General features: G+C 32.7%; 18 protein-coding genes and 1 pseudogene. 8 read left to right on the top strand and 11 right to left on the bottom strand.

Annotated elements, in window-relative coordinates; genetic code table 11:
* Nucleotides 1-10 precede the first annotated feature (10 nt).
* The 3 genes and pseudogenes from RG22_RS10605 to RG22_RS10595 form a co-directional block, all read right to left on the bottom strand.
* Nucleotides 11-1,329, bottom strand: a pseudogene (locus RG22_RS10605) (sugar MFS transporter).
* Nucleotides 1,330-1,344: 15 nt separating this feature from the next.
* Entirely contained in the window at nt 1,345-2,430 is a 1,086-nt protein-coding gene (locus RG22_RS10600) for a phosphotransferase enzyme family protein (protein WP_034043029.1), read from the bottom strand.
* A 1-nt stretch (nt 2,431) separates the two neighbouring features.
* Nucleotides 2,432-3,349 carry a nucleotidyltransferase family protein gene (locus tag RG22_RS10595; RefSeq protein WP_034043027.1) on the bottom strand — a complete coding sequence of 306 codons (918 nt, stop codon included), beginning with the start codon at nt 3,347-3,349 and terminating at the stop codon, nt 2,432-2,434.
* A 702-nt stretch (nt 3,350-4,051) separates the two neighbouring features.
* On the opposite strand from RG22_RS10595, the gene RG22_RS10590 reads away from it, so the two are divergent.
* The 4 genes from RG22_RS10590 (at nt 4,052) to nagA (ending at nt 9,028) form a co-directional block, all read left to right on the top strand.
* Nucleotides 4,052-5,224 (top strand): DUF4861 family protein, encoded by a 1,173-nt coding sequence (locus RG22_RS10590; RefSeq protein ID WP_052143710.1) that lies wholly within the window; start codon nt 4,052-4,054, stop codon nt 5,222-5,224.
* A gap of 562 nt (nt 5,225-5,786) precedes the next feature.
* Nucleotides 5,787-6,518, top strand: a complete 732-nt coding sequence (locus tag RG22_RS10585; protein WP_034043026.1) for a glucosamine-6-phosphate deaminase — start codon at nt 5,787-5,789, stop codon at nt 6,516-6,518.
* A 1-nt stretch (nt 6,519) separates the two neighbouring features.
* Nucleotides 6,520-7,758: an Nramp family divalent metal transporter gene (locus tag RG22_RS10580; RefSeq protein WP_034043024.1), complete on the top strand. Its 1,239-nt coding sequence runs from the start codon at nt 6,520-6,522 to the stop codon at nt 7,756-7,758.
* Nucleotides 7,759-7,870: 112 nt separating this feature from the next.
* Entirely contained in the window at nt 7,871-9,028 is a 1,158-nt protein-coding gene (nagA, locus tag RG22_RS10575; RefSeq protein ID WP_162183647.1) for an N-acetylglucosamine-6-phosphate deacetylase, read from the top strand.
* A 340-nt stretch (nt 9,029-9,368) separates the two neighbouring features.
* On the opposite strand, the gene RG22_RS10570 is transcribed toward nagA, so the two are convergent.
* Genes RG22_RS10570 through RG22_RS10545 form a run of 6 tightly spaced genes read right to left on the bottom strand, consistent with a single transcriptional unit; the run spans nt 9,369 to nt 15,356 of the window.
* Nucleotides 9,369-9,614 (bottom strand): hypothetical protein, encoded by a 246-nt coding sequence (locus tag RG22_RS10570; RefSeq protein ID WP_034043022.1) that lies wholly within the window; start codon nt 9,612-9,614, stop codon nt 9,369-9,371.
* Complete coding sequence (locus tag RG22_RS10565; protein ID WP_156113375.1) at nt 9,580-10,917, bottom strand: hypothetical protein; 1,338 nt, start codon at nt 10,915-10,917, stop codon at nt 9,580-9,582. The genes RG22_RS10570 and RG22_RS10565 overlap by 35 nt, the downstream gene beginning before the upstream one ends.
* Nucleotides 10,918-10,932: 15 nt before the next feature.
* Nucleotides 10,933-11,985, bottom strand: a complete 1,053-nt coding sequence (locus RG22_RS10560; protein WP_034043017.1) for a sugar phosphate isomerase/epimerase family protein — start codon at nt 11,983-11,985, stop codon at nt 10,933-10,935.
* Between the two features lie 2 nt (nt 11,986-11,987).
* Nucleotides 11,988-13,130 carry a Gfo/Idh/MocA family protein gene (locus tag RG22_RS10555; protein WP_034043016.1) on the bottom strand — a complete coding sequence of 381 codons (1,143 nt, stop codon included), beginning with the start codon at nt 13,128-13,130 and terminating at the stop codon, nt 11,988-11,990.
* Nucleotides 13,131-13,141: 11 nt separating this feature from the next.
* Complete coding sequence (locus tag RG22_RS10550) at nt 13,142-14,371, bottom strand: nucleoside permease (RefSeq protein ID WP_034043014.1); 1,230 nt, start codon at nt 14,369-14,371, stop codon at nt 13,142-13,144.
* 22 nt (nt 14,372-14,393) lie between these two features.
* The gene (locus RG22_RS10545; RefSeq protein ID WP_034043012.1) at nt 14,394-15,356 is read right to left on the bottom strand and encodes a sugar phosphate isomerase/epimerase family protein; all 963 of its coding nucleotides are present in this window, start codon (nt 15,354-15,356) and stop codon (nt 14,394-14,396) included.
* A gap of 662 nt (nt 15,357-16,018) precedes the next feature.
* Here RG22_RS10545 and RG22_RS10540 point away from each other — a divergent pair.
* Both RG22_RS10540 and RG22_RS10535 read left to right on the top strand, forming a co-directional pair.
* On the top strand, nt 16,019-17,737 hold the full coding sequence (locus RG22_RS10540; RefSeq protein WP_034043010.1) for a GMC oxidoreductase: 1,719 nt from the start codon (nt 16,019-16,021) through the stop codon (nt 17,735-17,737).
* 10 nt (nt 17,738-17,747) lie between these two features.
* Complete coding sequence (locus tag RG22_RS10535; RefSeq protein ID WP_034043008.1) at nt 17,748-18,347, top strand: gluconate 2-dehydrogenase subunit 3 family protein; 600 nt, start codon at nt 17,748-17,750, stop codon at nt 18,345-18,347.
* Nucleotides 18,348-18,684: 337 nt separating this feature from the next.
* On the opposite strand, the gene RG22_RS10530 is transcribed toward RG22_RS10535, so the two are convergent.
* Nucleotides 18,685-20,142, bottom strand: coding sequence for a sulfatase family protein (locus tag RG22_RS10530; protein ID WP_034043006.1), 1,458 nt, complete (start codon nt 20,140-20,142; stop codon nt 18,685-18,687).
* A 478-nt stretch (nt 20,143-20,620) separates the two neighbouring features.
* Between RG22_RS10530 and RG22_RS10525 the strand changes: the two genes are divergently transcribed.
* Nucleotides 20,621-21,745: an amidohydrolase family protein gene (locus tag RG22_RS10525; RefSeq protein WP_052143708.1), complete on the top strand. Its 1,125-nt coding sequence runs from the start codon at nt 20,621-20,623 to the stop codon at nt 21,743-21,745.
* A gap of 575 nt (nt 21,746-22,320) precedes the next feature.
* Here RG22_RS10525 and RG22_RS10520 read toward each other — a convergent pair.
* Complete coding sequence (locus RG22_RS10520) at nt 22,321-23,742, bottom strand: Gfo/Idh/MocA family oxidoreductase (RefSeq protein ID WP_034043005.1); 1,422 nt, start codon at nt 23,740-23,742, stop codon at nt 22,321-22,323.
* A 121-nt stretch (nt 23,743-23,863) separates the two neighbouring features.
* Here RG22_RS10520 and RG22_RS10515 point away from each other — a divergent pair, with 121 nt between their 5' ends.
* Complete coding sequence (locus tag RG22_RS10515; protein WP_034043004.1) at nt 23,864-24,874, top strand: Gfo/Idh/MocA family protein; 1,011 nt, start codon at nt 23,864-23,866, stop codon at nt 24,872-24,874.
* Nucleotides 24,875-24,880: the final 6 nt, after the last annotated feature.

The following is a 24,880-nucleotide window of genomic DNA, read 5'->3' as shown; positions in this document are numbered from 1 at the left end:
TTTTAACAAATTATTTCCTTGTCCAGCTTTTATATTTATGCCCCCAAATCGCAAAAAATAAAATCAAAGCATAGCATGGAATTAAAATCCAATAGCTACTTGTAGCAGCAGTAGCTATAGCACCACCCTCTTTTATTCCATTCATAATAAGTTCTTTTTATTAGCATCTACCATTCTTCCGTACAAATGAGGTATTATGGCTCCGCCAGAAATTGACATTATTAATAACGTAGATGCTGTTTTAGTAAACTTACCTAAGCCAATTAATGTTAGCGACCAAATAGCAGGCCAAACTAAAGCATTTGCTAAACCTAGGGCAGCTACAAACATTACAGAAGTAAAACCACCAGTAGTTGATAAAATGCATAGACTAAAAATAATACCCAAAGCGGCGCTTATTTTTAAGGCTGTTTCTTGTTTTATATATTTTGGTATTAATATGACACCTAAAGCATAGGTACAAACCATAGCTAAAAGTGATAGTGTCATAAAGAACTTGGCATCTGCTGCTGGTAAACCTAATGAGATCCCGTAAGCTATAATGGTATCTCCCGCAATCACTTCAGCCCCAACGTAAACAAACAATGCCAAAACTCCAAGCCATAAATGTGGGAATTGAAAGATACTGGTTTTTGAAATTGTTCCATCTTTTGTTTCTTTAACTTCATCAACTTCAGCCTGAGGCAAAGGTGCCTTTAGAATTAGTAATCCTAGAACCATTAAAACTATTGCCATTATAATATATGGTACAAAAACACTATCCGCCATAGTATCCAAAAGCACATCTCTTTCTTCAAGCGTTGCGCTTCCTAATTTCTCTTTAACTTCATCTATTCCAGACAGTAAAATAGCTCCAAAAATTAACGACCCCAATGCTCCTGCTGTTTTATTAGCAATTCCCATAGTAGCGATTCGTTTTGCACCACTTTCTATAGGGCCTAAAATGGTAATGTATGGATTTGCTGCAGTCTGTAATAAGGTCATTCCTATACCTTGAATAAATATGCCCGTTAAAAATACCCAGTAAGTCCTTGAATCTGCTGCAGGTATAAAAACCAAAACTGCGATAGCCATTATAATTAAACCTACAGACATGCCTTTTTTAAACCCAATCTTATTAATAATATAAGAAGCTGGCAGCGCCATGACAACAAATGAAATATAGGACGCTGATACAACAAAATAGGATTGAGCATCTGTTAACCCATTTATGGTTTTCATAAATGGAATTAGAGCTCCATTAATCCAAGTTACAAACCCGAAAATAAAAAATAACCTTGCTATAATAAGTATAGGGATAAGATTGTTTGTAACTTTATTGTTATTCATAATTTCTGAATTTTACTAACTTACTTCTTGTTTATCTAACTGTTTTATTTTTTTAGAAAAGCTCTCGATTAACTTAAATTGATTTTTAGCACGATCTAAATTGTGCTCCGGATATTTTATTTTATAATATATATCGCTATTTAAATAATCTGTTAAAAAGCGTAATCCCATAATAAATATTATAGATTTTGCTCCAAGTGGCAAATATCTAAGCTCGATAGGAGATAATGAGCTTCCAACGGTTTCTAAAAAACCTCTTGTATAAGCTTTATAATAATCGAGATTGAAATTTACAAGACTTAAGTCTTTTTCATCTTCAGAAGCGGTGTTGCAAATAGTCCTTATGGCGTCGCCAAAATCGTAATGTACAATACCAGGCATTACGGTATCCGTATCTATTACACAAAGCCCCTTATTATTTAAATCAAACAAAGCATTTGATATTTTAGTATCGTTATGTGTAACACGCGTTTTAATGGCGCCAGATTCTTTTAAGCTTTGAAGAATATGCATTTCTGCCCTTGAACCTTCAATAAATCTTATTTGGTTTTTTGCTAGATTTAGCCTTTGATTTGAAGCAACTCTACGTGCGTCTTCAAATTGAGAATAGCGAAAAGACATGTCATGAAATTTCGGAATTACCTCTATGAGTTTTGATGCATCAAAATCGCTTGTTAAATTTAAAAAACCCCCCGATAGTTTTCCACCTTCGTAGGCAACTTCCTCATTAATAACGATTTCAAATGTTATGCTTTCATCAATAAAAAGCATCATATTCCAATAATTTCCTTCATTGTCTTTGTAATACTTGTTGCTATCTTTTGTTTTTATAAAAGTTAACACTCGACGTTTAAGTTCTTTTTCTGGTAAATGCGCTAGTTTTTTTTGAATGTGTTGACTTATATTAAATTTATTTATAATAAGCCCTTGAGCATCTTTAAAAACGCCATGATTAATCCGTTGCAAAACAAAGTATGGTTTCTCAGTAGTTTTAATTAAATAAGTGTTATTAATATGTCCAGACACTAATTCTTTATAAGACTCATACTCATTATTATGCTTAAATTGACTAAATACCTGTTTTAATTGTTCTTCTAACATACTACCAAAGATTTTTTGGATATATTTTCTCCTCTTTTAAATTTTCAATAGCTTTTAGAACTATCGCTTTGTCTTCTTTATAGGTCACCCCAAACCATTTCGCATCAGATTTCAAGACTTCTACACGGGCTATACCAGATTTTAGTATCTCATTTACAACAGAAGTAATATAAAACTCTGCCTTAGGATCTTCCTTGTTAGACTCTAAAAATTCTTCAAACAATTGACCTCCAAACTCAAAACATTTAGGAGTAAAACCCCAGAAATTCATAGAAACAACAGTGTTTTCATCTATTTGAATAAACTCAGCTTTATCATCCTTACACATTAACTTGCCATCAATCTTTTCAATATGTGCTCTTTCCGTGACTTCCGTCAAGTACCCATCTAAACTCACTTGACATTCTCCTCTTGAAACAAAGCCATAATCCGACACCGTATTCTTTAACAAATACGCCATGGTATTAAAATCAAAAGACTCTTTATTTTTTTGTGATAAAGATTTAGCCATCACTTCAAAAGCTTCAGCTCCATAAAAATCATCAGCATTGATAATTGCAAAATTTTCATTTATAGCATCCTTCGCCATTAGAAGCGCATGTCCTGTACCCCAAGGTTTTGTTCTCTCTTGGTTGATGTATTTTAAAGGAACATTATCAAGTTCTTGATACACATAATCAAATTCAGCTTTTCCTTCCAGTTTTTTATTGAAGATTTCCTTAAATTCCTTTTCAAAACTTTGTCGTATTATAAAAACGAATTTTCCAAATCCCGCACGAAGCGCATCATAAATGGAAAAATCAATAATGGTATTGCCTTCTGGTGTAACCGAATCTATCTGTTTCAATCCGCCATACCGACTTCCCATTCCAGCCGCTAAAATTACAAGTGTTGGTTTCTCTGCTTTTGTCCTTTGCATTAATAGTAAACTGTTTTTCTATTGAGCTTTAATTGAAAATAAACATGTGCTTTTTGAAATTTTTATAAGATTTTACTTATTTGATTTTTTTCTAATTATCTCACTAGTGAAACCTCTTTTAAAAATAGCTTCTTAGTTATTATAAACATTTAAATGAAACATTAAATATCACTAATTGCAAAGGTTGTAAAGTTCAATTTTTTATTAAAATTTACTCCACATTATTATTTTATATTAAATATGGAGAAGATTAATTATTTCATCAAAAATAAATAAAAAAAGTTATTATTCTACTAATAATAATGAAAAACAATAAAATAATAAATAATAGAAAGATTTTGAAATATAAATAGTATATTTATAAAAAAAATGAAAATATCAAAATTAGTCCAAGAGAAGAAATTACTAAATACAGAACAAACCTATTAAATAAAGCAGCTGCTTTACCACATTTCCGCCTCAGATTTAAAACATTTTTTTATTTAAGAAATGACAGACTAAAACCTAAACTGGAGCGATACGTCTCTTTGTAAAATAAATTACATTAATTAACTTATTTGATTTAAAAAGAAAAGTAGATCCATTATTGTATGGTAAACAGCAATTCAATTGATTCATTAAAAACCCTGCTAGTGACAATTATTGAATGTATAAGGTTGTGGTAAACCTTTTAATGAAGATTAAAAACTTAATATAATAATTATGACTACTAAAAAATTAATGCAATTATTTATAATAACAATTTTATTATCTTCTTGTTCACAAAACAATAACGCAAAATATATTACTGTAAAAAATATAATAGACTTAGAAAGAACTTTCGAAACAGTAGTATTAACAAAGGTGTTTTTAAACGTAGAAGATGTTACTAAAATTGGGATTCTTGATACTAAAACTAAAAAGCTACAGCTTACTCAAACTGTAGATAATGATGGCGATGGTAATATGGATGATATTTTATTTCAACCACAATTAGCTGCCAATTCTGAAAAAACTTATGAAATAGTTTTAATTACTGAAGATGAAAAACCAAAAGCTCCAACATTTTGTTTTTCCCGCTTTGTACCAGAACGTATTGATGACTACGCTTGGGAAAATAACAAAGTAGCCTTCCGTGTATATGGTCCTGCAGCACAAAAAATGATTGAAGACGGGAACCCTAGCGGTACGTTATCAAGTGGCATAGATGCTTGGTTAAAAAGAGTTGAATACCCCGTTATTAATAAATGGTATAAAAAAGCCAAAGAAGGAACTGGTACCTACCATAAAGACACTGGAGAAGGTCTTGACAATTTTCACGTTGGTGCTAGTCGTGGTGTTGGTGGTATTGCAGTAAAAATTTGTTCAACTTATTATTATTCTAAAAACTATACTAAATGGCGCACTATTACTAACGGCCCTATTAGAACCAGTTTCTATTTAGAATATGCCGACTGGGATGCTGCGGGAAACACTATTAAAGAATCTAAAATAATAAATTTAGATTTAGGGAATAATCTTTCAGAATTCATCATTTCTTTAGAAGGGGTCAACAATATTTATGCAGGCCTAACCTTACACGAAAAAGATGGTATTATTACAGGAAATAACAAAAAAGGATGGGTGAGCTATTGGCAACCCCATGGCGATTCAGAACTAGGAACAGCTATAGTCACTACCAAAAAATCTTTTATCGGTTTTGAAAAATATGATGTTGAAACTAAAGACTTAAGTAGTGCATACGCAAATCTTAAAGTTAAGAATAATACGGTAACATATTACGCAGGTTATAGCTGGAAAGAAAGTGGACAATTTAATACTATACAAAAATGGGAGAATTACTTAAATCAATTTCATGCGCGTATAAATAATCCATTAAAAGTTTCATCAAATTAATAGTATTTCATGAAGCTTTAGTTTTTAGAATTAAAGAAACAGCGTTTGATAGTGAAAAAGGGAATTTTTACGGATATAAGTCTTCAGAGTTCAAGAAAATACTCGATGATTTGCAAATCATCTCTTCTAGTGGACATTATGGATTTACTTTATATCTCTTTAAACCCGAAGATGACTTAAAACACTTTGTAGACCGGTGTATAAAAAGTGCTAACACCTTGGTTATGAAACATATAACTTGGCCATGGATAGCACCAAAACAATGAGCTACGGATAATTTCAAGATGATGTCTAAAAAACTCAATTTCCTTATATTTTACTATACTACTTTCTTTATTCATTTTTAATAAATATTAATTATTTTCAACCACTTCATCATTATCAAAATTTGCCTAATCAAATATTTTATTTATACCTTTTTTGAAATCAAAAATCATTTTATAAATATTATAAAAAATAATGAAAAATAAGATTATTACAATAAATAATTACAATAAATAAGATAAATATTAATAAATGAAATTATATGAAACATATTTAATATATTTGTAAAAAAATCAAAATGAAAAGAACGATTTTAAATAACAAATTTGACCTAGGAAAAGCAGCAGCCAAACAAGGAGCAAACTTAATAAAGCAGGCAATATCAAAAAACGGTAAGGCAAATATTATTATTGCTACTGGTGCTTCTCAATTTGAGATGCTTAAAGCCTTAGTGCAAGAAGATATAGATTGGTCTGTTGTAACTTGTTTTCATTTAGATGAATATATTGATTTGCCAGAAACTCATCCAGCTTCTTTTAGAAAATATCTTAAAGAAAGATTTGCGAATATCGTTAAGCCTTTTGCATTTCATTATGTAAACGGAGAAAATAATGTTAAAAATGAATGCTTGAGGCTCCACAATTTAATTATTCTGCATCCTATAGATGTTGCTTTTGTTGGAATAGGAGAGAACGCTCATTTAGCCTTTAACGACCCTCCCGCTGATTTTGATATTAAGGACTCATATTTAGAAGTCGTATTAGATTTTGATTGTAGAATTCAACAGTTAGGTGAAGGGTGGTTTAAAAATTTAGAAGAGGTTCCGAAAAAGGCTATCAGTATGTCAATAAATCGCATCATGCAGTCCCAACACATTATCTGCAGTGTTCCTGATAAAAGAAAAGGAAATGCAATAGATAAAGTAGTTAATGGTCAAGTCACTCCAAAAGTGCCTGCGTCAATATTACAAAAACATAAATCAACCTATTTGTTTTTAGACAAAAAATCCTCTTTCTTACTTAATCAATAGTATGTTAAAAATATTAAAAAAAAAAATGTTTCATGTTCTGGGTCTTATTGGGCCAGGGCTGTTTCTTATAGGATATAACATAGGCACAGGTAGTATTACTACTATGGCTAAAGCTGGTTCAGAGTATGGAATGTCTTTATTTTGGGCACTGGTTCTTTCTTGTATTTTTACCTATATTTTAATGGTTGCTTATGGTCAAGTAACTCTAGTTTCAGGTAAAACAACATTATTTAATATCAAACAGAACATTAAATTTGGGAAGCCACTGGCATTATATATTCTTATTACTCTCATAATAGGTGAGGTATTGGCTCTTATGGGTATTATGAGTATAACCGCAGATTTGCTTCAAGAAGGAGCTCGGTTGATTGGTAATGGTATTGTTATTAGTACTGTTACGATTACTGCATTTTTGATTGTCTCTCTTTTTACCTTGTTATATTATGGAAAGTATACTTTGTTTGAGCAAATACTAACAGTTATTGTTTTATTGATGGGGTTAAGTTTTGTAATAGTTTTCTTTATGATAAAGCCCGATTTTTCTGAAACAGTAAAAGGATTGATTCCTGAAATCCCTAATGAAACAGGGTCCTTCAGGTTAATAGCAGCCATGGTTGGCACCACCTGTTCTGCGTCTGTATTTGTCGTAAGAAGTATTGTAGTGAGTGAAAAAAAGTGGAATATTACTAACTTAAAAACTGAAAAGAGAGATGCTTTTGTTTCAGCTTTTATGATGCTGATTTTAAGTGGCTGTATAATGGCAGTAGGGGCAGGTACTTTGCACGTCATGGAAAAAAGCCTTAATAATACTCTTGATTTAATAATATTGTTCGAACCTATTGGAGGGAAATTGGCAGCATTTATACTAATCTTTGGTATTACAAGTGCTGCAATTTCAACTGTTTTTCCTATAATTTTAATAGCACCATGGCTAATAAGCGATTTTAGAGGTAAATCAAAAGATGTTAAATCTCCAATGTTTAGAATATTAGGAGGGCTTGCTTTATTACTTAGTTTCGGTGCTCAGTTTGTAGATATGCGACCGCCTACACTAATGATTTTTTCTCAAACTTTTCAAGCATGCATCCTTCCAGCCGTAACATTACCTATCTTAATTTTAATTAATAACAAATCTATAATGGGAGATAAAACTGCAGGTAAATGGATGAATATAGGTATTAGTTTAGTGTTGCTTTTTGGGTTTATTACAACCTATCTTGTCATTATTGATTTTGTTTAAAACAAAAACTATGTTTAAACTCTCAACAAATATTATAGAAATTATTTGTTTCTGTTGCTTAGTATTAAACTGTACAGAACAAAAAAAAGTATTTAATAAGAATATTTCAATTGTGGACACACTATTCTACAAAGACGGATTACCTATTACTATTGAAATTGAAGATGGTAAAATTAAAAAATTGACCCGTCCAAATCCAATAGAAAATAGAGTGAATAAAGAAGTTATATATGTAGCTCCTGGATTAATTGATCATCAAGTCAATGGATATTTATCTTATTCTTTTGTGGGTGAAGATTTGAATGTAGAAAAAATAAAGATAATTACTGAAAGTTTTTGGGAAAATGGAATAACAACTTTTCTACCAACATTGACTTCTGAGTCCAACGAAGTTCTATTAAGAAACTTTAAAATTCTAAATAAAATCATGGAAGACGAGCATTTTGCTCAATCCATTCCAGGGTTTCATTTGGAAGGCCCATATATTTCTCCAGCTGATGGTTTTCGAGGAGCTCATAACCAAGCCTACATTCATAACCCAAATTGGTTAGAATTTGATACTTGGAATCAAGCTTCTGGGAAACGTATTAAAGAAGTAACTATTGCCCCAGAGCAGGAAGGAGCATTGGAGTTTATTGAAAAATGTGTTGAAAATAACATCAAAGTTGCATTAGGGCATACCAATGCTTCCACCGACCAAATTAAAGCGGCTGTTGATCTTGGATCGACCATTTCTACACATTTGGGAAATGGATGTGCTAATTTGATTAATCGGCACCACAATCCTATTTGGCCTCAATTGTCTGAGGATAGATTATTTGCTAGCATTATTGTAGATGGGTTTCACCTAACAAAGGAAGAGGTACGATCCTTTTACAAAGTTAAAGGTCCTGAAAATACTATATTGGTGTCGGACATTACACGTTGGGCGGGAATGCCTCCTGGCATATATTCTGATTTTGGTCAAGAAGTGGTCGTAACTGATGAAGGAGCCATAATGATGCCCTCTGAAAATGTTTTAGCGGGAGCATCATTTTTGATTACAAGAGGTATTGAGAATATTATCCAATTCACTGGATGTTCTTTGACAGAGGCTATTGATATGGCAACAAAGAATCCAGCAAAAGCTCTAAATCTCGGTGATAGAGGTGAAATAGCTATTGGAAAGAGAGCTGATCTAATTTATTTTAAATTTGATTCAGGTAAATTAAAGATTCTAAAAACCGTCGTTGGAGGAGAGGTAGTATATATTAACGAAACAACCAATTAATTTTAACAATAGCAATATAAATAACCAAAAGTTATATAAAGATTCATGCTAGAGACAATATCATTATTGTTCTCAAAGATCTTGAAAAAGGAAGTTCCTTTTCTATCCATTAAATCAAAGGAATATTTAAAGGACATATTCAAGCTAAGCATAAGTTTGTCCTTTATGATTTTAATCATGGGGGTTCACTATCGGGGGGATTGCTACTCAATTTGTTTCTCAAGGAAAGTTTATTACTGGTAATAACGTTGAACATGGTTCTAATAAATTTAAAAACAAACAAGGAAATTACAAGTGGACTGCTACAAACATTGATAAATGGGTTTCCAATTTTGTATTACTATTTAACAACTAGTTTGCCCAAGTCTATTACGCCTTCATTTTGAAAAACCTCATATACATACACACTAGACGAAAGATTTCCTTCTCCAAGAATATTGTATAAATAAAATCTAAAATTATCACTTGATGATTTTATTGTATTTGTAAAATCAATGGTAGTGGATTCAATAAAAGGATTAGGATACACTTTCAAATCAGACTCCTTAGTTCTATTTTTTACATTCCAATGCTGTTCCGTATTCATAAGCTCCCAAATCAAGCTTGGAATTAACAATACTCCTATTCACATAAGAAAGATGTGATATATATTCCTTGTTAAGTGAATAACCACCTGGTGCTATAAAACCATTAACAATATCAATGCAAGAAGAACCAGTCTGCAAACGATAATCAAGAAAAGTCGTATTAATAAACATTGGATTGACTCCAATGACTGAAGCTGTTAATGAGTCGGCTCCCGAAATGGATGTTGAAAGCCAATTATTAGAACCAGAAAAACCACCAATAAAAGTACCAAAACTAGAACTAGGGCTTACATCATAAAAAATATTGTTTTGAACTACTAATGATCGTTCAGAAGCGCTGGCTAAAAAATAAGTAGCAGAATTGCACTTATTAATAATGGTATTGTTATAAAAATAAAGTTTACCTGTTGGGTTACGTCCATTGTCTTGTCCCCAATGAACTATTCCCTTATTTGAATCTGTCTGAGTTTTAACGATTATGTTACCATATACGTATGAGTCCATAGTAAGTCCAGCTCCATCAACAAGATCCAGTTGTCTACTGTTCCCTCCTTCTATCCAGTTGAAACGAATAATACTCTGGTCTGCTCTGGATTTTATATTCTGTCCATCTCCAGCTACTCCTCCAATATGGCAGTATTGGATAATAAAAATGCTTCCCGGTCCTCCAAGGGCATAAAAATTATGTATGTATGGAGTGGTCTGGTCATTGCTTAGACCATTATCATGAATATAACTTTTCTCAATGGTAAATACCTGTGGGTTACCAGCCCCTCCCTGAAAGCCATTACCACAATTATAAACTTCACAGTTACGGACAAGTATGTTGTTGCATTCCGCAGGCCTTACGGCACAGGCATTGGAGTTGTAAGACTGTTGAAAACCATTACTATCGGTAAATGTATTCAAGTTATTGGCATTGCGGAAAACAAATCCGTCAATTATAATAAAATCAGAGTTGCCGCCGGTTTTACCAACTTTTATAATTTGCCTATTCTCATTCTCAAAATTAAACAAAGTGCTTGAGATTGCATTTTCCCCATCCAATACTGGCATATTTCCATTAACATCAGGAATACCCATAAAGACGATGGGGTTTGTAGGAGTTCCAACACCTGCAAGTAAAAATTTCTCATAATAGGGTGTTGGTTTGTAATAAACCATTACAGTATCACCTGCCACCAAATTATGCGTTGGTACGCTTCCTATCCTGCTAAATGTTTGACCTGGACCAACTTTATAAGTTGTCCCAATGGAAACAATCGAATGCAGCATCAAGGTGAAAAACAAAAAATATTTCATTATTATTGTTTTAATTTATAATCCTAGTATTTGTTTTAACTGTTCTTTATTTGTTTCCCCGCCTGCAAAATCATCAAACACCTTATTGGTAGCTTCAATAATATGGTTTGAAATAAATGAAACGCCCTCTTTTGCACCTTGCTCTGGGCTTTTAATTACACATTCCCATTCCAGAACCGCCCAAACATCACAGCCGTACTCGGTCAATTTTGAGAATACCTTTTTGAAGTCCACCTGGCCATCACCTGGTGAACGATACCTTCCTGCCCTATTTTTCCAATCATTATAACCACCAAAAGCCCCCTTTTTTCCTGTTGGATTGAATTCGGCATCTTTAACATGAAAGGCTTTTATAAACTCATGATAATGATCAATATACTCTACATAATCCAACTGTTGAAGTACAAAATGCGACGGATCGTATAAAATATTGACACGTTTATGATTTCCTGTTGCTGCTAAAAAACGTTCAAAGGTGTCACCATCATGAATGTCTTCTACTGGATGTACTTCATAACAAACATCTATCCCATTTTCATCAAATGTGTTCAAAATAGGCAACCAACGATCTGCTAATTCTTTAAAACCCATTTCTACCAATCCTTTTGGTTGTTGTGGCCATGGATGCATCATGGGCCATAATAAGGAACCTGAAAATGTTGCATGTGCTTTTAAATTTAGTCTTCTACTTGCAATAGCGGCATGTTTCATTTCTTGAATTGCCCAAGCTGTTCTTTCTTTTGGTTTACCCTTTAAATGTTCTGGAACAAAGACATCAAACATGATATCATGTGCTGGATGCACTGCTACTAATTGCCCTTGGATATGTGTTGAAAGTTCTGTTAATTCTAAACCATACGAGTTTATTTTACCTAATAATTCTTCGCAATAAGTTTGACTATCAGCAGCTTTTGTTAAATCTATTAACCTCACGTCTAAGGTTGGCATCTGGATGCCTTTACAACCTAAATCTCTTGCCCATTTACATAACCCATCTAAAGAGTTATATGGTGCTTTATCATCCATGAATTGGGCTAAAAATACGGCTGGTCCTTTAATCGTCTTCATTTTTAAATATTTTCAATTTTCATCCAAATACTCCCTAATTGGTGAGACTCTACAGCTTTCTCAATAAAACTCATGCCTCTAACTCCATCAATAATTGTCGGAAATTCACCGCTATTATAAGGTTCTTTATTTATAGCTCTTGCTACGCCTTTGTAAATATTCCCCATAGAGTCAAAAATACCTTCTGGATGTCCTGGTGGTAATTTGGTGCCATCTAATGATAAATGGCTATTGTAGCTATGTCCTGGTTTTAAAACTTGTAGTGGTTTACCTTCTTCCATTAAATAGAGATAATTTGGATTTTCCTGTTCCCATTTTAATCCTGCTTTATCTCCATAAACCTTAACAATAAAACTGTTTTCTTCCCCTGTTGCAATCTGACTTGTACAAATAACGCCTTTTACATTATTGGCACATCGTAATAAAACCGTTCCATCTATATCCATTTTATTATCTTCATAGACATAGTTTAAATCGGCTAAAACTGATTCTATCTTTAATCCTGAAACGTATTCCAACATATCAAAAGCATGTGTTCCAATATCGCCGACACAACAACTAATTCCTGATTTTTCAGGGTTTAAACGCCATGTATTGGCTCGCTTTTCTTTATCATGGATGACGGGGTTTATCCACCCTTGGTAATATTGTGCATCAACCTTTTGAATATTACCTAATTCTCCATCCTTTATCATTTCCCGCATTTGACGAACCATAGGATACCCTGTATAGGTATAGGTTACTGCAAAAACAGTCTGCGCTTTCTTTAACGTTTGGTTTAATATTTTGGCCTCCTCATACGTTGTTGTCATTGGTTTTTCACAAATGACATGAAAACCGTTTTCTAATAACTTTTTAGCCATGGAAAAATGAAGGAAATTTGGGGTAAGTATTGATACTACCTGCATTCTTTCATTTATATGAAGTTTTAATTCTTCTTCTATTAACGTGTCAAAATCTTTGTAAATCCTGTTAATTGGTAAGCCTTTTTTATTGGCAAACTCTATATTTTCTTCCCAAATAGGATTAAAAACACCTCCAACAATTTGGTATTTATCATACATTTGAGATGCAACTCGATGTAAAACGCCAATAAGAGAATCGCCTCCTCCACCTAAAACTCCTAATCTAATTTTAGAACTCATAAATTATTTTATTATGCTTTATATTCTACTTTTTCGTCCTTAAAAAGAATGGTAAACAAAATGAAAACCCCTCCTGCAAATAGTGCTGGGAATGTCCAAACCCCCTGCCAATTGTGTGTCCCTTCTGTTAATAGATTCTTATCGGCTATTTGTCCGGCTACCCAGAAACCTACCAACATACCGACACCATAGGTTGCTAAGGTTATTAATCCTTGTGCTGCACTTTTAACTTTGTCTCCGGCTTTAGAATCGGTATAAATTTGACCTGAGACAAAAAAGAAATCATAACAAACGCCATGTAAGGCCATGCCAATAGCGAGCATGAAGAACAAATCGCCTGAATTTCCATAAGCGAATAACGTATATCTAATTGCCCATGCTAAAATGCCAAATAGAATGGATTTTTTAAATCCGTATTTCTTGAAAAAGAATGGTAACAATAACATGAAGCCTACTTCAGAAATTTGTCCTAAAGAAGCCCATGCCGTAGAGTTTTCTACTTTAAGTTCTGTTAAGAAAAGGCTGATATTTTGATAGTAAAACGCCAAAGGAATACAGATTAAAACTGATGATATGAAGAATACTAAAAAGTTTCTTTCTTTTAATAGCTTTAATGCTTCTAAACCAAGTATATCTGATATGGTCACTTTTCGTGCTTTGTCAACTTTTGGTGGTGTTTTAGGTAAGCTAAAACTAAACACGCCTAATACTGCCGATGCAATAGCTACCATAGTAAAGGTGTTGGACAACATACCTGCACCAATATTACTTTCTGAATCCCACTTAAAAGCAAAACTAATAATAAGGCCTGCTAAGATCCAGCCTATGGTTCCAAATACTCTTACCATTGGAAATTGTTTTGCGGGATCATTCATTTGATTAAAGGAGACTGAATTTACTAAAGCCAGGGTTGGCATATATGCAATCATATATCCTAAAATATAGGAGTAAAAGGTCACAAATTCTGTTGTTTGTGACATTTGATACATTAAAACAGCACCAATAAGATGCAATACACCAAGAATTTTTTCTGCGTTAAAAAATCGATCTGCTATTAAACCAATAATAAAAGGAGCTATTATAGCTCCCCAAGATTGTGTGGAATAGGCCATTCCTGTTTCTACCCCTGTTGCACTCAAATTATTTACTAAAAAACTTCCTAAGGTCACAAACCATCCACCCCAAATGAAAAATTCTAAAAACATCATTATTGACAATTTAACTTGTGTGGACTTATTCATGTTTCAAATTTTAAATTGTCAGTTATTTTAATTTATTTGATGCTTTCAATAATAATTTTTTGGTAGCCAATATACCTTCAACTTCACTTAACCTTGAACCTTCATATTCCACTCCAATAAAATCTGAGTAACCAGCATTTTTTACTAATTGCAACATTTTATAAAAATCTATTTTAGTTTCATTTCCATTTTCATCAAAATCATAAGATTTTGCACTTACTCCTTTAGCTAGGGGCATCATTTCTTCTACCCCTTTATACATATCATATTCATCAACACATTCTGAATCTACACGTTTTATGCAAAAATTACCAAAATCTGGAAGCACCCCACAATTTGAAGCATTTACTTTTTGAATAACATCTACAAGCATCGCAACATTGGAAGAAAACCCTCCATGATTTTCAACAATGACATTAATATTTTGTTCATCTGCATAACTTGCCAATTTTGAAAGTCCATCAAAAGCAGCAACTTTCCATATCTCAGAATCAGATGAACCAGGTAGATTCACACGAATTGCCTGGCACCCTAAAGCTTTTGCAGCATGAACCCATTTTTTATGATTCTCTACAGCTTGATTTCGAAGCACTGAATCTGGAACAGCCAAATCGCCTTCTTGATCAACCATAATCAAATTGTTTTTTAAACCATACGTTTCACTTTCTTTTTTAAGGGAATCAATAACAGTATCAAAACCCAACTCATCAATTTGTTTTGAATACAGTTGAGACACGTATTCCAACGCTTCAAAACCCATAGATTTTGCCCTTTCTGCAAACTCAAACGGGCTTACACCGTCATCATTAAACGTTTTATGCAATGACCACTCTGCTAATGATATTTTAAAGAATTGACCAGAGACCTTATTGTCAACTTCTGGTAGTATAACTTTTTTTTGATTCTTGGCACATGCAAAAAACAAAACCAATAATAACAAAAAAAGTAATGATGAGTTTTTTTTTGATAAAATTTCTGCTTTCATATAATAGTTTATTAAAAAAATTGATGTTGAAAAATACAATTGAGTATTCGTAAATATATCATAAACCCTTAATACTTGTAACAACTAAGTATGCTTTAAAAATATATCTGGTCTAGTTTACACAAATATATTTCCTATTTCCAAGGGTTCAACCCTCATCAAACTTAATCATGCTTTATAAATATAGTGAGCATTTTTATAATGATTCTTAACTTAAACTCCAAAACTCATGTTCAAAGTTTTGCTAAAATAGAATCGACAGAATAAAAAGTAATTTCCCGCTAGTCATTCATTAAACTATCATTTAAAAATCCCAACTCCTTTATATAGTTTTCATACTAATTTTAACGCTACGAAATAGCTTAGAAGCAATCTCCCTTTCTTGGCAATATCTAAAAAAGTCACTCTATATTTATATTAATAAAAACATAATATTATTCAAATGTAATAAAATGAAAATTATAAAAAAAATAAAATGAAAGAATATAATTTTGTATAATAATGAAAAGATATATTATTAAATTAAAACGAAAGTTTTATACTTATTTTGAAATAAATCTATATATTGCGTAAAATGTCTTGGAAAGCGCATTTTAAATTAGAATGCAAGAACAAACAGAGATAATTATTACACATATTAAATGATAAAAAAATTAAATTAAATGAACAGTAATAATTTAAACACAAATGCAGAGGAATACGATGCCATAGTTGTTGGAACAGGAATTTCCGGTGGATGGGCTGCTAAGGAACTTTGTGAAAGCGGTTTAAAAACGATTGTATTAGAACGTGGTAGAATGGTTAAACATATTGAAGATTATCCTACAGCAAATTTAGACCCGTGGGATATGTCAAATGGAGGGGCACCAACCAAAGAAATCATTGCTCGTAAACCCAAACAAAATCGTGCAGGATTTCCAGCAAGCCCAGTTTATGAACATTTTTTCGTGGATGACATTAAACATCCATACAATGAAGTCAAACGTTTTGACTGGATCAGAGGTTACCATGTGGGAGGTCGTTCCTTGATGTGGGGAGCACAAAGTTATCGTTTAAGTGACATCGATTTTGAAGCCAATAAAAAAGAAAGTATTGCAGTAGATTGGCCAGTACGTTATAAAGATATTGAGCCTTGGTATGATCATGTAGAAGAGTTTATTGGAGTAAGTGGAGAGAACTTAGGATTAAAACAACTACCTGACCAAAAGTTGTTAAAACCTATGAACCTCAATTGTGTTGAAGAACATTTAAAAAATAGAATTGCTGAAACTTTTAATGATGATAGATTACTCACAATTGGCAGAACAGCTCATATCACTGAAGGCACGAAACCAGGAATGGGAAGAAGCACCTGTCAATATAGGAACAGATGCGCAAGAGGATGCCCTTTTGGTGCTTATTTCAGCAGTAATTCATCAACGCTACCTACTGCCGAAGCAACTGGAAACATGACATTAAGACCAAATTCTATAGTGCATGAAGTTATTTATGATAATACCAAAAAAAAGGCAATTGGCGTTAAAGTCATTGATGCAGAAACTAAAGAAACAATTGTTTATAAAGCAAAGGTCATTTTCTTGTGCGCTTCTGCCATAGCTTCCGCTTCTATCTTACTTCAATCAAAATCAGAGCGTTTTCCAAACGGATTAGGTAATGATAGTGGTGAATTAGGGCACAATATCATGGACCATCATTTTCACGTTGGAGCTACAGCAAAGGCAGATGGTTTTGAAGATAAATACACCAAAGGTAAAAGAGCAACTGGTATTTATATTCCAAGATTTAGAAATCTAGGCGGAAAAACAGATTGTAAAGATTTCAAAAGAGGGTACGGTTACCAAGGAGGCGCCTCAAGAAAAAGCATTTCCGAATTAGTTCCTGAATTAAAATATGGGCCAGCATTAAAAGAAGCTATTTTAAAACCAGGAGAATGGAATATTACTCTTACGGCTTTTGGTGAAACCCTTCCAGATCACAATAACAAAATGTACATGGATTATGATAAACTTGACCAATGGGGTTTACCTACCGTGACCTTTGATGCTAAATTTGGTGAAAATGAATTAGCCATGCGTAAAGACATGAAAGAACAAGCTGTAAAAATGCTTGAAGCAGCTGGATTTAGAGATGTTAAAGGCTATGATAAAACTGATGGTATGGGATTAGGAATACATGAAATGGGAACCGCTAGAATGGGACGTAATCCAAAAACTTCTGTTTTAAATAAGTACAATCAAATTCACGCTTGCACCAATGTTTATGTTACAGACGGTTCTTTTATGGCTTCTTCTGCATGTCAAAATCCTTCTTTATCCTATATGGCTTTTACAGCAAGAGCCGCTAACCATGCAGCAGAACAATTAAAAGAAAATAACTTATAACATTTACAAGATGAAAAGAAGAGATGTACTAAAACAGATGGGATTTGCAACAGGGTATTTAGTCGCAACTCCAACTATTATAAGCCTATTACAAAGTTGCACAAGCGATGTTAAAACTTGGATTCCAGAATTTTTAAGCCATGAACACGGCATTGTATTGACCAATATTGTGGATATTATGTTACCAAAAACAGACTTACCTTCTGCAACAGAGATGAATGTCCCCCAGTTTATTGATAAATACATCGATGAAGTTTTGGATGAGAAAAAACAAGGAAAAGTCCTCACTGGTTTTGATAATATTATTGCAATCCTGAAAAATGAAGGCAATGAAGAATCTGTTGATAAAGTTTCAAAAGACAACTACAAATCCCTTTTGGATAAACACTTGTTGGTTAAAGGAGACATTGACAAAGAAAGAGAGGCTAATTTGGAATCTTTGGCAATGACAAAATCTGAATTTTTAAATAGTTTAAAATCTTTGTGTATTACAGCATATTTAACTACAGAAGAGATTGGTGAACATGTTTTAAAATATGACCCCATTCCTACAGCCTATTACTGTGGGAATTTACAAGAATTAACAGGTGGGAAATCCTGGTCCTTATGAAACTCTAATATTTCCTAGACTTATTATACTGCTTAATCGGGCAAAATTTTATTAGTACCCATATAGAAGATCCTAATTTTATATCTTTCTCTTTAATTTTCTCTAAAGAATTCCGAACAATTGAAGTCATATTATTAATTTAATTATTTGGTTTTTCACAACCCAAGAATAAAGTATAAATTATTAGCTTAGACTCCAACACTTTTATTCTTGGTAAAATAAGAGCAATAAACTATAAATTTTATATTTCACATACTACAGAATGACATTTAGATAAAATTATAATACTAATTTCATAGTTAAAAACAGTAAACAAACTAATTTAACTTATAATAGTTTATAGATTTACTCCGGTTCCTCGTAAAGAGGAATCGTGATTCCACATAATCAACCATGGGTCGGATGTTTTGAGTTGAAACACTTTTAATTTAGATTTCATGTTTTCTAAAATTTCAAAATAAAATTTGTTTTTTGCCAAGTTATTAGCTTCGTTTGGATCATTAGATAAGTCAAATAATTCAAACTCTGGTCTAAATAGAAATTCTGAAACCTTTTTTGGTCCATAATATTCTATACTATTTCTATGAATACTTTGCCAAGTTGAAGACGCCCATAAATCGGAAGCAATCGGGTATTCTAATCGCCAAGAAATATTATAAATTAATTTATAATCGCCACTCCTTACAACACGCATTGGGTAATACATGGTTATTTCATGAAAGGTATGGGAGGCATAAATATCATTCCATCCTTCGGGTTTTTTTTGGTCTATAATATTATTGAATGATTTACCATGAAAGTCTTCTTTTTTATAATCAACCTCAGCCATATCTAAAATAGTAGGAGTTAAATCTACCCATGAAATCATAGCATTATTAGTAGTTCCTTTTGAAGATTTTGTTGGGTCTTTAATGATACATGGTAGTTTTATTCCAGGTTCATAAACTGTAGTCTTGGCTCCTGGAAAAGCCATTCCATTATCGGAAATATAAAAAACAATAGTGCTATTTGCTTTTCCTGTTTCTTGAAGCATAGTCATTAACTTACCAAAACCCTGATCGATTCTTGAAATACTTTGATAGTACTGAGCAATTTCTTCTCTTGTTTGTTTTGTATCCGGCAAAAAACTAGGGACTAAAACATCTTCTGGATTATAAGAAACTGTTTCAACACCTTTATAGCCTTCCTTTTTATTTCCGAAGTCATTAGGCATATCCCAAGCTTCTGGCTCAAAAGGATGCCCTCTGTGTGGGTCATCTGTGCAGAAATAAAGAAAGAATGGCTTATCTGATTTTAAAACATTTTCGCATTGTTCAGCCATTTCAACAGTGTTTCTTGGGTCGGCTTTTAAAACTTTATTAAAATGATAGACTTGTTCAGGTGCTACATGGTATTTTCCAATTCTTGCCGTTTCATAACCTGCCTTTTCTAAAAGAACTGGTAATGTTTGCACATCATCATAAGTGCTAAAATGATGATAATCATGCACATGACCATACGATCCCGTAGCATGACCAAATTTACCGGAAAGAATAACTGATCTACTAGCTGAACAACTTGCACTGGTACAATAGGCATTATTAAACCTTGTTCCTTGTGCAGCTAGCTTATCCAAATTAGGGGTTTTAATTATATTGTTTCCGTAACATCCTAAAGCATCTATGCCATGGTCGTCGGCAACAAATAATATAATATTTGGTCGGTCTTGACTAACTTTACATTCTTCTTTTATGATTTTAGCACAACTACTAAAATTGAAAATTAGAAAAATAAATAGTATTGTAATTTTTTTCATACTTTAAGTTTAATTACTATTAATTTTTTGCTGAATAACAAATATTGGCAAATGCTATATCAAAATATAATCCAGATGTTAAATCAGTAAACTTTATTCTAAAAGTATTTTTTTTCTAAACTAGAAATAGAATTAACTAGATCTCCTGAAATATCTCCGTTAATTATTTAAATATGTGAGATTAAATAAAAGATAAAAATATTAATATTTTTACTGCAATATATAGTTATTTTTAATTATTTTCGTAGATTAAGTCATTAAATGAAATTCGAAAACAATCTTTAACCTTATTATTGCTTTTTTATATACTTATTTTTTATTTATTCTGTAAATTCTAATAATATGTTACATGAAAATCATATTCATGGATAACACATTTACATTTTTTATAAAATTGAATTAACTCAGAAAACCAAACGGATACTTATTCAGTACTTCAAAGGTTTCATATATCATAAATTTTTAAAATTAAATTAAAATGAATAAATATTTTAACCTCTTATTTGCAATACTTTTTTTAATAACAACTCAATGTAAAGAGAAAAAGGATCAGGAATTTAAAACCAAATTAAATGAAATGGAAGTAACCGGAAACTACAGCATGATTGATTTTAAAAAAGTACCGAAAATTGACACACATGCTCACATAAATTCTGAAGGAAAAACTATGATTAAATTTGCCCGTGCTAATAATTTTAAATTATTAAGCATTTCTGTAGATTTTTCTGAATACCCTCCTATTAGAGAACAACAAATTGTTAGAAGAAACCACTTAAATGATGACCCCGATATTATCGCCTTCAGTACGGTTATTTCATTAGAAGGCTGGAATGACCCGAACTGGTCCATCAAAGCTATACAGAAATTGCAAAATGATTTTGAGCTAGGCGCTAATTCTGTAAAAACATGGAAAAATATAGGAATGGAAGCTAGGAGTGAAAATGGTAATTTGATTACTCTGGATGACCCAAAGTTTGATCCTGTATTCAATTTCATCAAAGATCAAGGCAAGGTTTTAATAAGCCACGCTGGGGAACCTCGAAATTGTTGGCTACCACTGGATTCTATGACAGTTAATAATGATCGCGAATATTACAGCAAGAATCCTAAGTACCATATGTATTTACACCCAGAGATGCCTTCTTATGAAGAACAAATTAAACACAGGGACAATATGCTTGCAAAGAACCCCAATCTATCCTTTATTGGGGCGCATTTGGCTAGTCTTGAATGGAGTGTAGATGAAATTGCAAATTTTTTGGATCGTTTTCCCAATGCCAATATTGATTTGGCCGAGCGCATTAGCCATTTTCAATACCAATCTCACAGAAACTACAAAAAAGTTCGTGATTTTATTATTAAATATCAGGATAGAATTTTATATGGTTCAGATTTTGAGGAAAATGAAGAAACTATCCCTAAAGACCTAGAAGAACATATGATGGAAATTTGGTTGAATGAATGGAAATATTTTAATACAGATAATATAATTACTGTACCCCAATTGGATACACCTGTTAAAGGGTTAAAATTACCAAAAGCAGTTGTAGATAAATTATATCGTTTAAATGCTGAAAGATTATTTCCTAACGCCTGGAAGTAAGCTCCAATACACTTGCTTTTCTCCTTATATAGTTAACCATCATATACATCTCTTTATATTTATTAGGATTGGGAAGTGATAAATTACTCATAAAATAGAGACATTGCCCAGAACACCTGTCAATGTTTAGTTTATTTAACAACAATAGCTGTTCGCCCACTAGGCAAACTCACACTTTTTTAGTTGAAAAGTTCAAAAAAAAAAAGCATTTTAAATCTGAAAGTACACGAACCGAAGTCTTAGACAGTTTAAGAATGCAAATTGAAACAACTACAAGGCACTATATCCCAAACTTATTGTAATCTGTAAGATTGCATTTGGTAATTGAAAACAAACTATATTGGGTATTAGATGTTGCTTTCTCAAAGTGTTTTTCTAGGAAACGAACAATAAACGCTGCTCAACTTTTTCTTTGCACAATAAAATCACACTAAATTTACTCAAAATGGGATACACAAACAAAGCATTAAAAGGAAGAGTCTTAAAACTGATACAAATTGAACCGTTAATTTAGATGTTTTACTCCGGTTGTCAAAATATTTTCAAACAACATAAGTTTAATCTTTAATTTTATCCTAAGAGATAATTTTTAAAGGTTTAGTCTTTTTCCAATCACCTCTTGTAAAATCTGGAAATTCTTGAGGCATCCCATTTTGAGCAACTGATGTTTCTGTTAATGGAGCTACGGCACTCCAAAAACAACCTTCATATAAATTTTGATCCAAGGGAGTACCATTTCTCAAACATTCAATAATTCGATATCTCATAATAAAATCCTTGCCACCATGACCACCCATTGCAGATGCTAGAGTCCCCAAACGCTTGTATAAGGGATGCTCATATTTTTCATAAATAACTTGCAACTGCTCTTCATCAAGCCATCCATGGTGATCATTAGTTACTCTTTTAATATCTTCTAGAAGTGCAACCCTTGTTGGAAAACCTGCTAATGTCCCCTTAGTGCCTTGAATCAAATTTAGCCTACTATAAGGCCTTGGACTCGTTTCATCCCATTGAACCATGATCGTTCTGCCCAAGTTAGTTTTAATAATAGAGGTATTAATATCGCCTCCTTTAAAATCTAATTTATTCCATTTGTGGTCTTTACCATAATATTTAGAAGCATATTTTTTTCGCCCAATTGCTGGGGATGAAAAAGATACTAATCTTGAAAAATTATCCTCTGTTCTGGCTAAGTTCATGTATTGCGCAACTGGCCCTAGACCATGCGTTGGGTATAAGTTTCCATTACGATTAGCATTATGATATGTACGCCATGATCCTGCTCCCCTTTCTTGTTCTTCCATATGATATCTCAGGTCATGAATGTAAGCTGCTTCGCCGTGTAATAAATCACCTATAACCCCTTGACGACACATATTCAAATACAATAATTCCTCTCTTCCATAATTAACATTTTCCATCATCATGCAGTGTTTCTGAGTCTTTTCAGAAACATCCACAATTTTATACATATCCTCAATAGTCGTTGCTATTGGAACTTCAGCAAAGGCATGTGCTCCTTCTTCCATAGCGGTAATTAGCATAGGAGCATGCAAGCCCCAAGGTGTTGCAATAAATACAGCATCAGGCCTTACTTCTTTTAGCATTTTCTTCCAAAGATTTTGGTCGCCATGGTATAGTGCTATATTTTGATGACGCCCAGCACCCTTTTCTTTGCATTCATTCCGCGATTTTATGGCTAAATCTTCATATAGATCACAGATAGCTACAATTTCAACACCATCAATTTGCGCAAATTGACTAGCATGACCAGACCCTCTGCTTCCGACACCAATGAATGCACATCTAACCGTTTCTAATGAAGGTGCCGAAAAATCACCCATATATTGAGCACCTTTTGGGCGAGTAGACATCCTAGTTATATTTTTTTCCTTTTCTTCTTTATTGATCGAGATGCATCCTACTGCGGCACCAGCACCTAAAATACCTATCCCCTTAATGAAATCCCGTCTAGAATCTTTTAGCTTGCTCATAAAATATATAATTTTTTATTAAGCAAATATAATAAAATTATTATATTGCATAATAAAATGAAACAATAATTACTTATTATACATTATTAATTTTCAGTAATTAATTTATTTTTTAGAATAAATGAAAAAAAACAACCGAAGAAATTTTATAAAAATGACATCTATTGCAGGAGCCGGGATAACCATGATTGGTTCTTCTGCATTTGCAAAAAATAAAACACAAATTAAAGGCCAAGGATCTGTGGGCATTGTTGGTATGGACACTTCTCATAGCCCAATTTTGGTTAAAGCAATTAATCGTTCTGAAAATGGTTATATCGTCACTACCGCATTTACAACTGTTAGCCTTGATTTTCCTTTAAGTACAAACAGAGTTGAAAAATTTACTGCAGAAATAAAAAGTATGGGGATAGAAATTGTATCAACTATCGAAGAATTACTAGATAAAGTAGATTTTGTATTACTCTGCACCGTAGATGGAAGACTTCATTTAAAGCAGGCTGAAAAGATACTTAAAGCAGGAAAGAGAGTTTTTATTGATAAGCCAATGGCAACTTCATTAAAGAATGTCATTGAAATATTTAACCTTTCCAAAAAATACAATATCCCTACGTTCACATCTTCTGCTGTACGATTTATGGACGAAGTACAAATGGTAAGAAAAGGAAATATAGGCAAAGTTTTAGGAGCTGACACTTATGCCCCTGTGTCTTATCAACCAATTTACCCTGAGTTATATTGGTACGGAATACATGGGATAGAGATGTTATTCACATTAATGAAAACTGGTTGTCAAAAAGTAAAGAGATTAACCACAAACAACTATGACATAGTAACTGGCGTTTGGGATGAAGGTAGAATTGGTAATTACAGGGGAATGAAGAACAAAATGGGAAAATTTGGAGGACAAGCATTTGGCAACAAAGGAGTTAGCTATTTAGGTGAATTTATGGGATTTGAACCATTACACCATGCCATCTTATATTATTTTGATACAGGAAAAGCACCTGTGCAACCTAAAGAAACTATTGAAATTTTTGCATTTATGGAAGCTGCCCATGAAAGCAGTAGAAAAAATGGTGAATGGATAACCATCAGGAGCGTGTTGGATAAAGCAGGGTATACCAAATAAGATACT

Origin of the sequence: Wocania ichthyoenteri Th78, assembly GCF_000789235.1 — a bacterium.
Classification (GTDB): Bacteria; Bacteroidota; Bacteroidia; order Flavobacteriales; family Flavobacteriaceae; genus Wocania_A; species Wocania_A ichthyoenteri.
The sequence above is the reverse complement of the archived record's forward strand: the minus strand, read 5'-3'. Positions and strand labels throughout refer to the sequence as shown.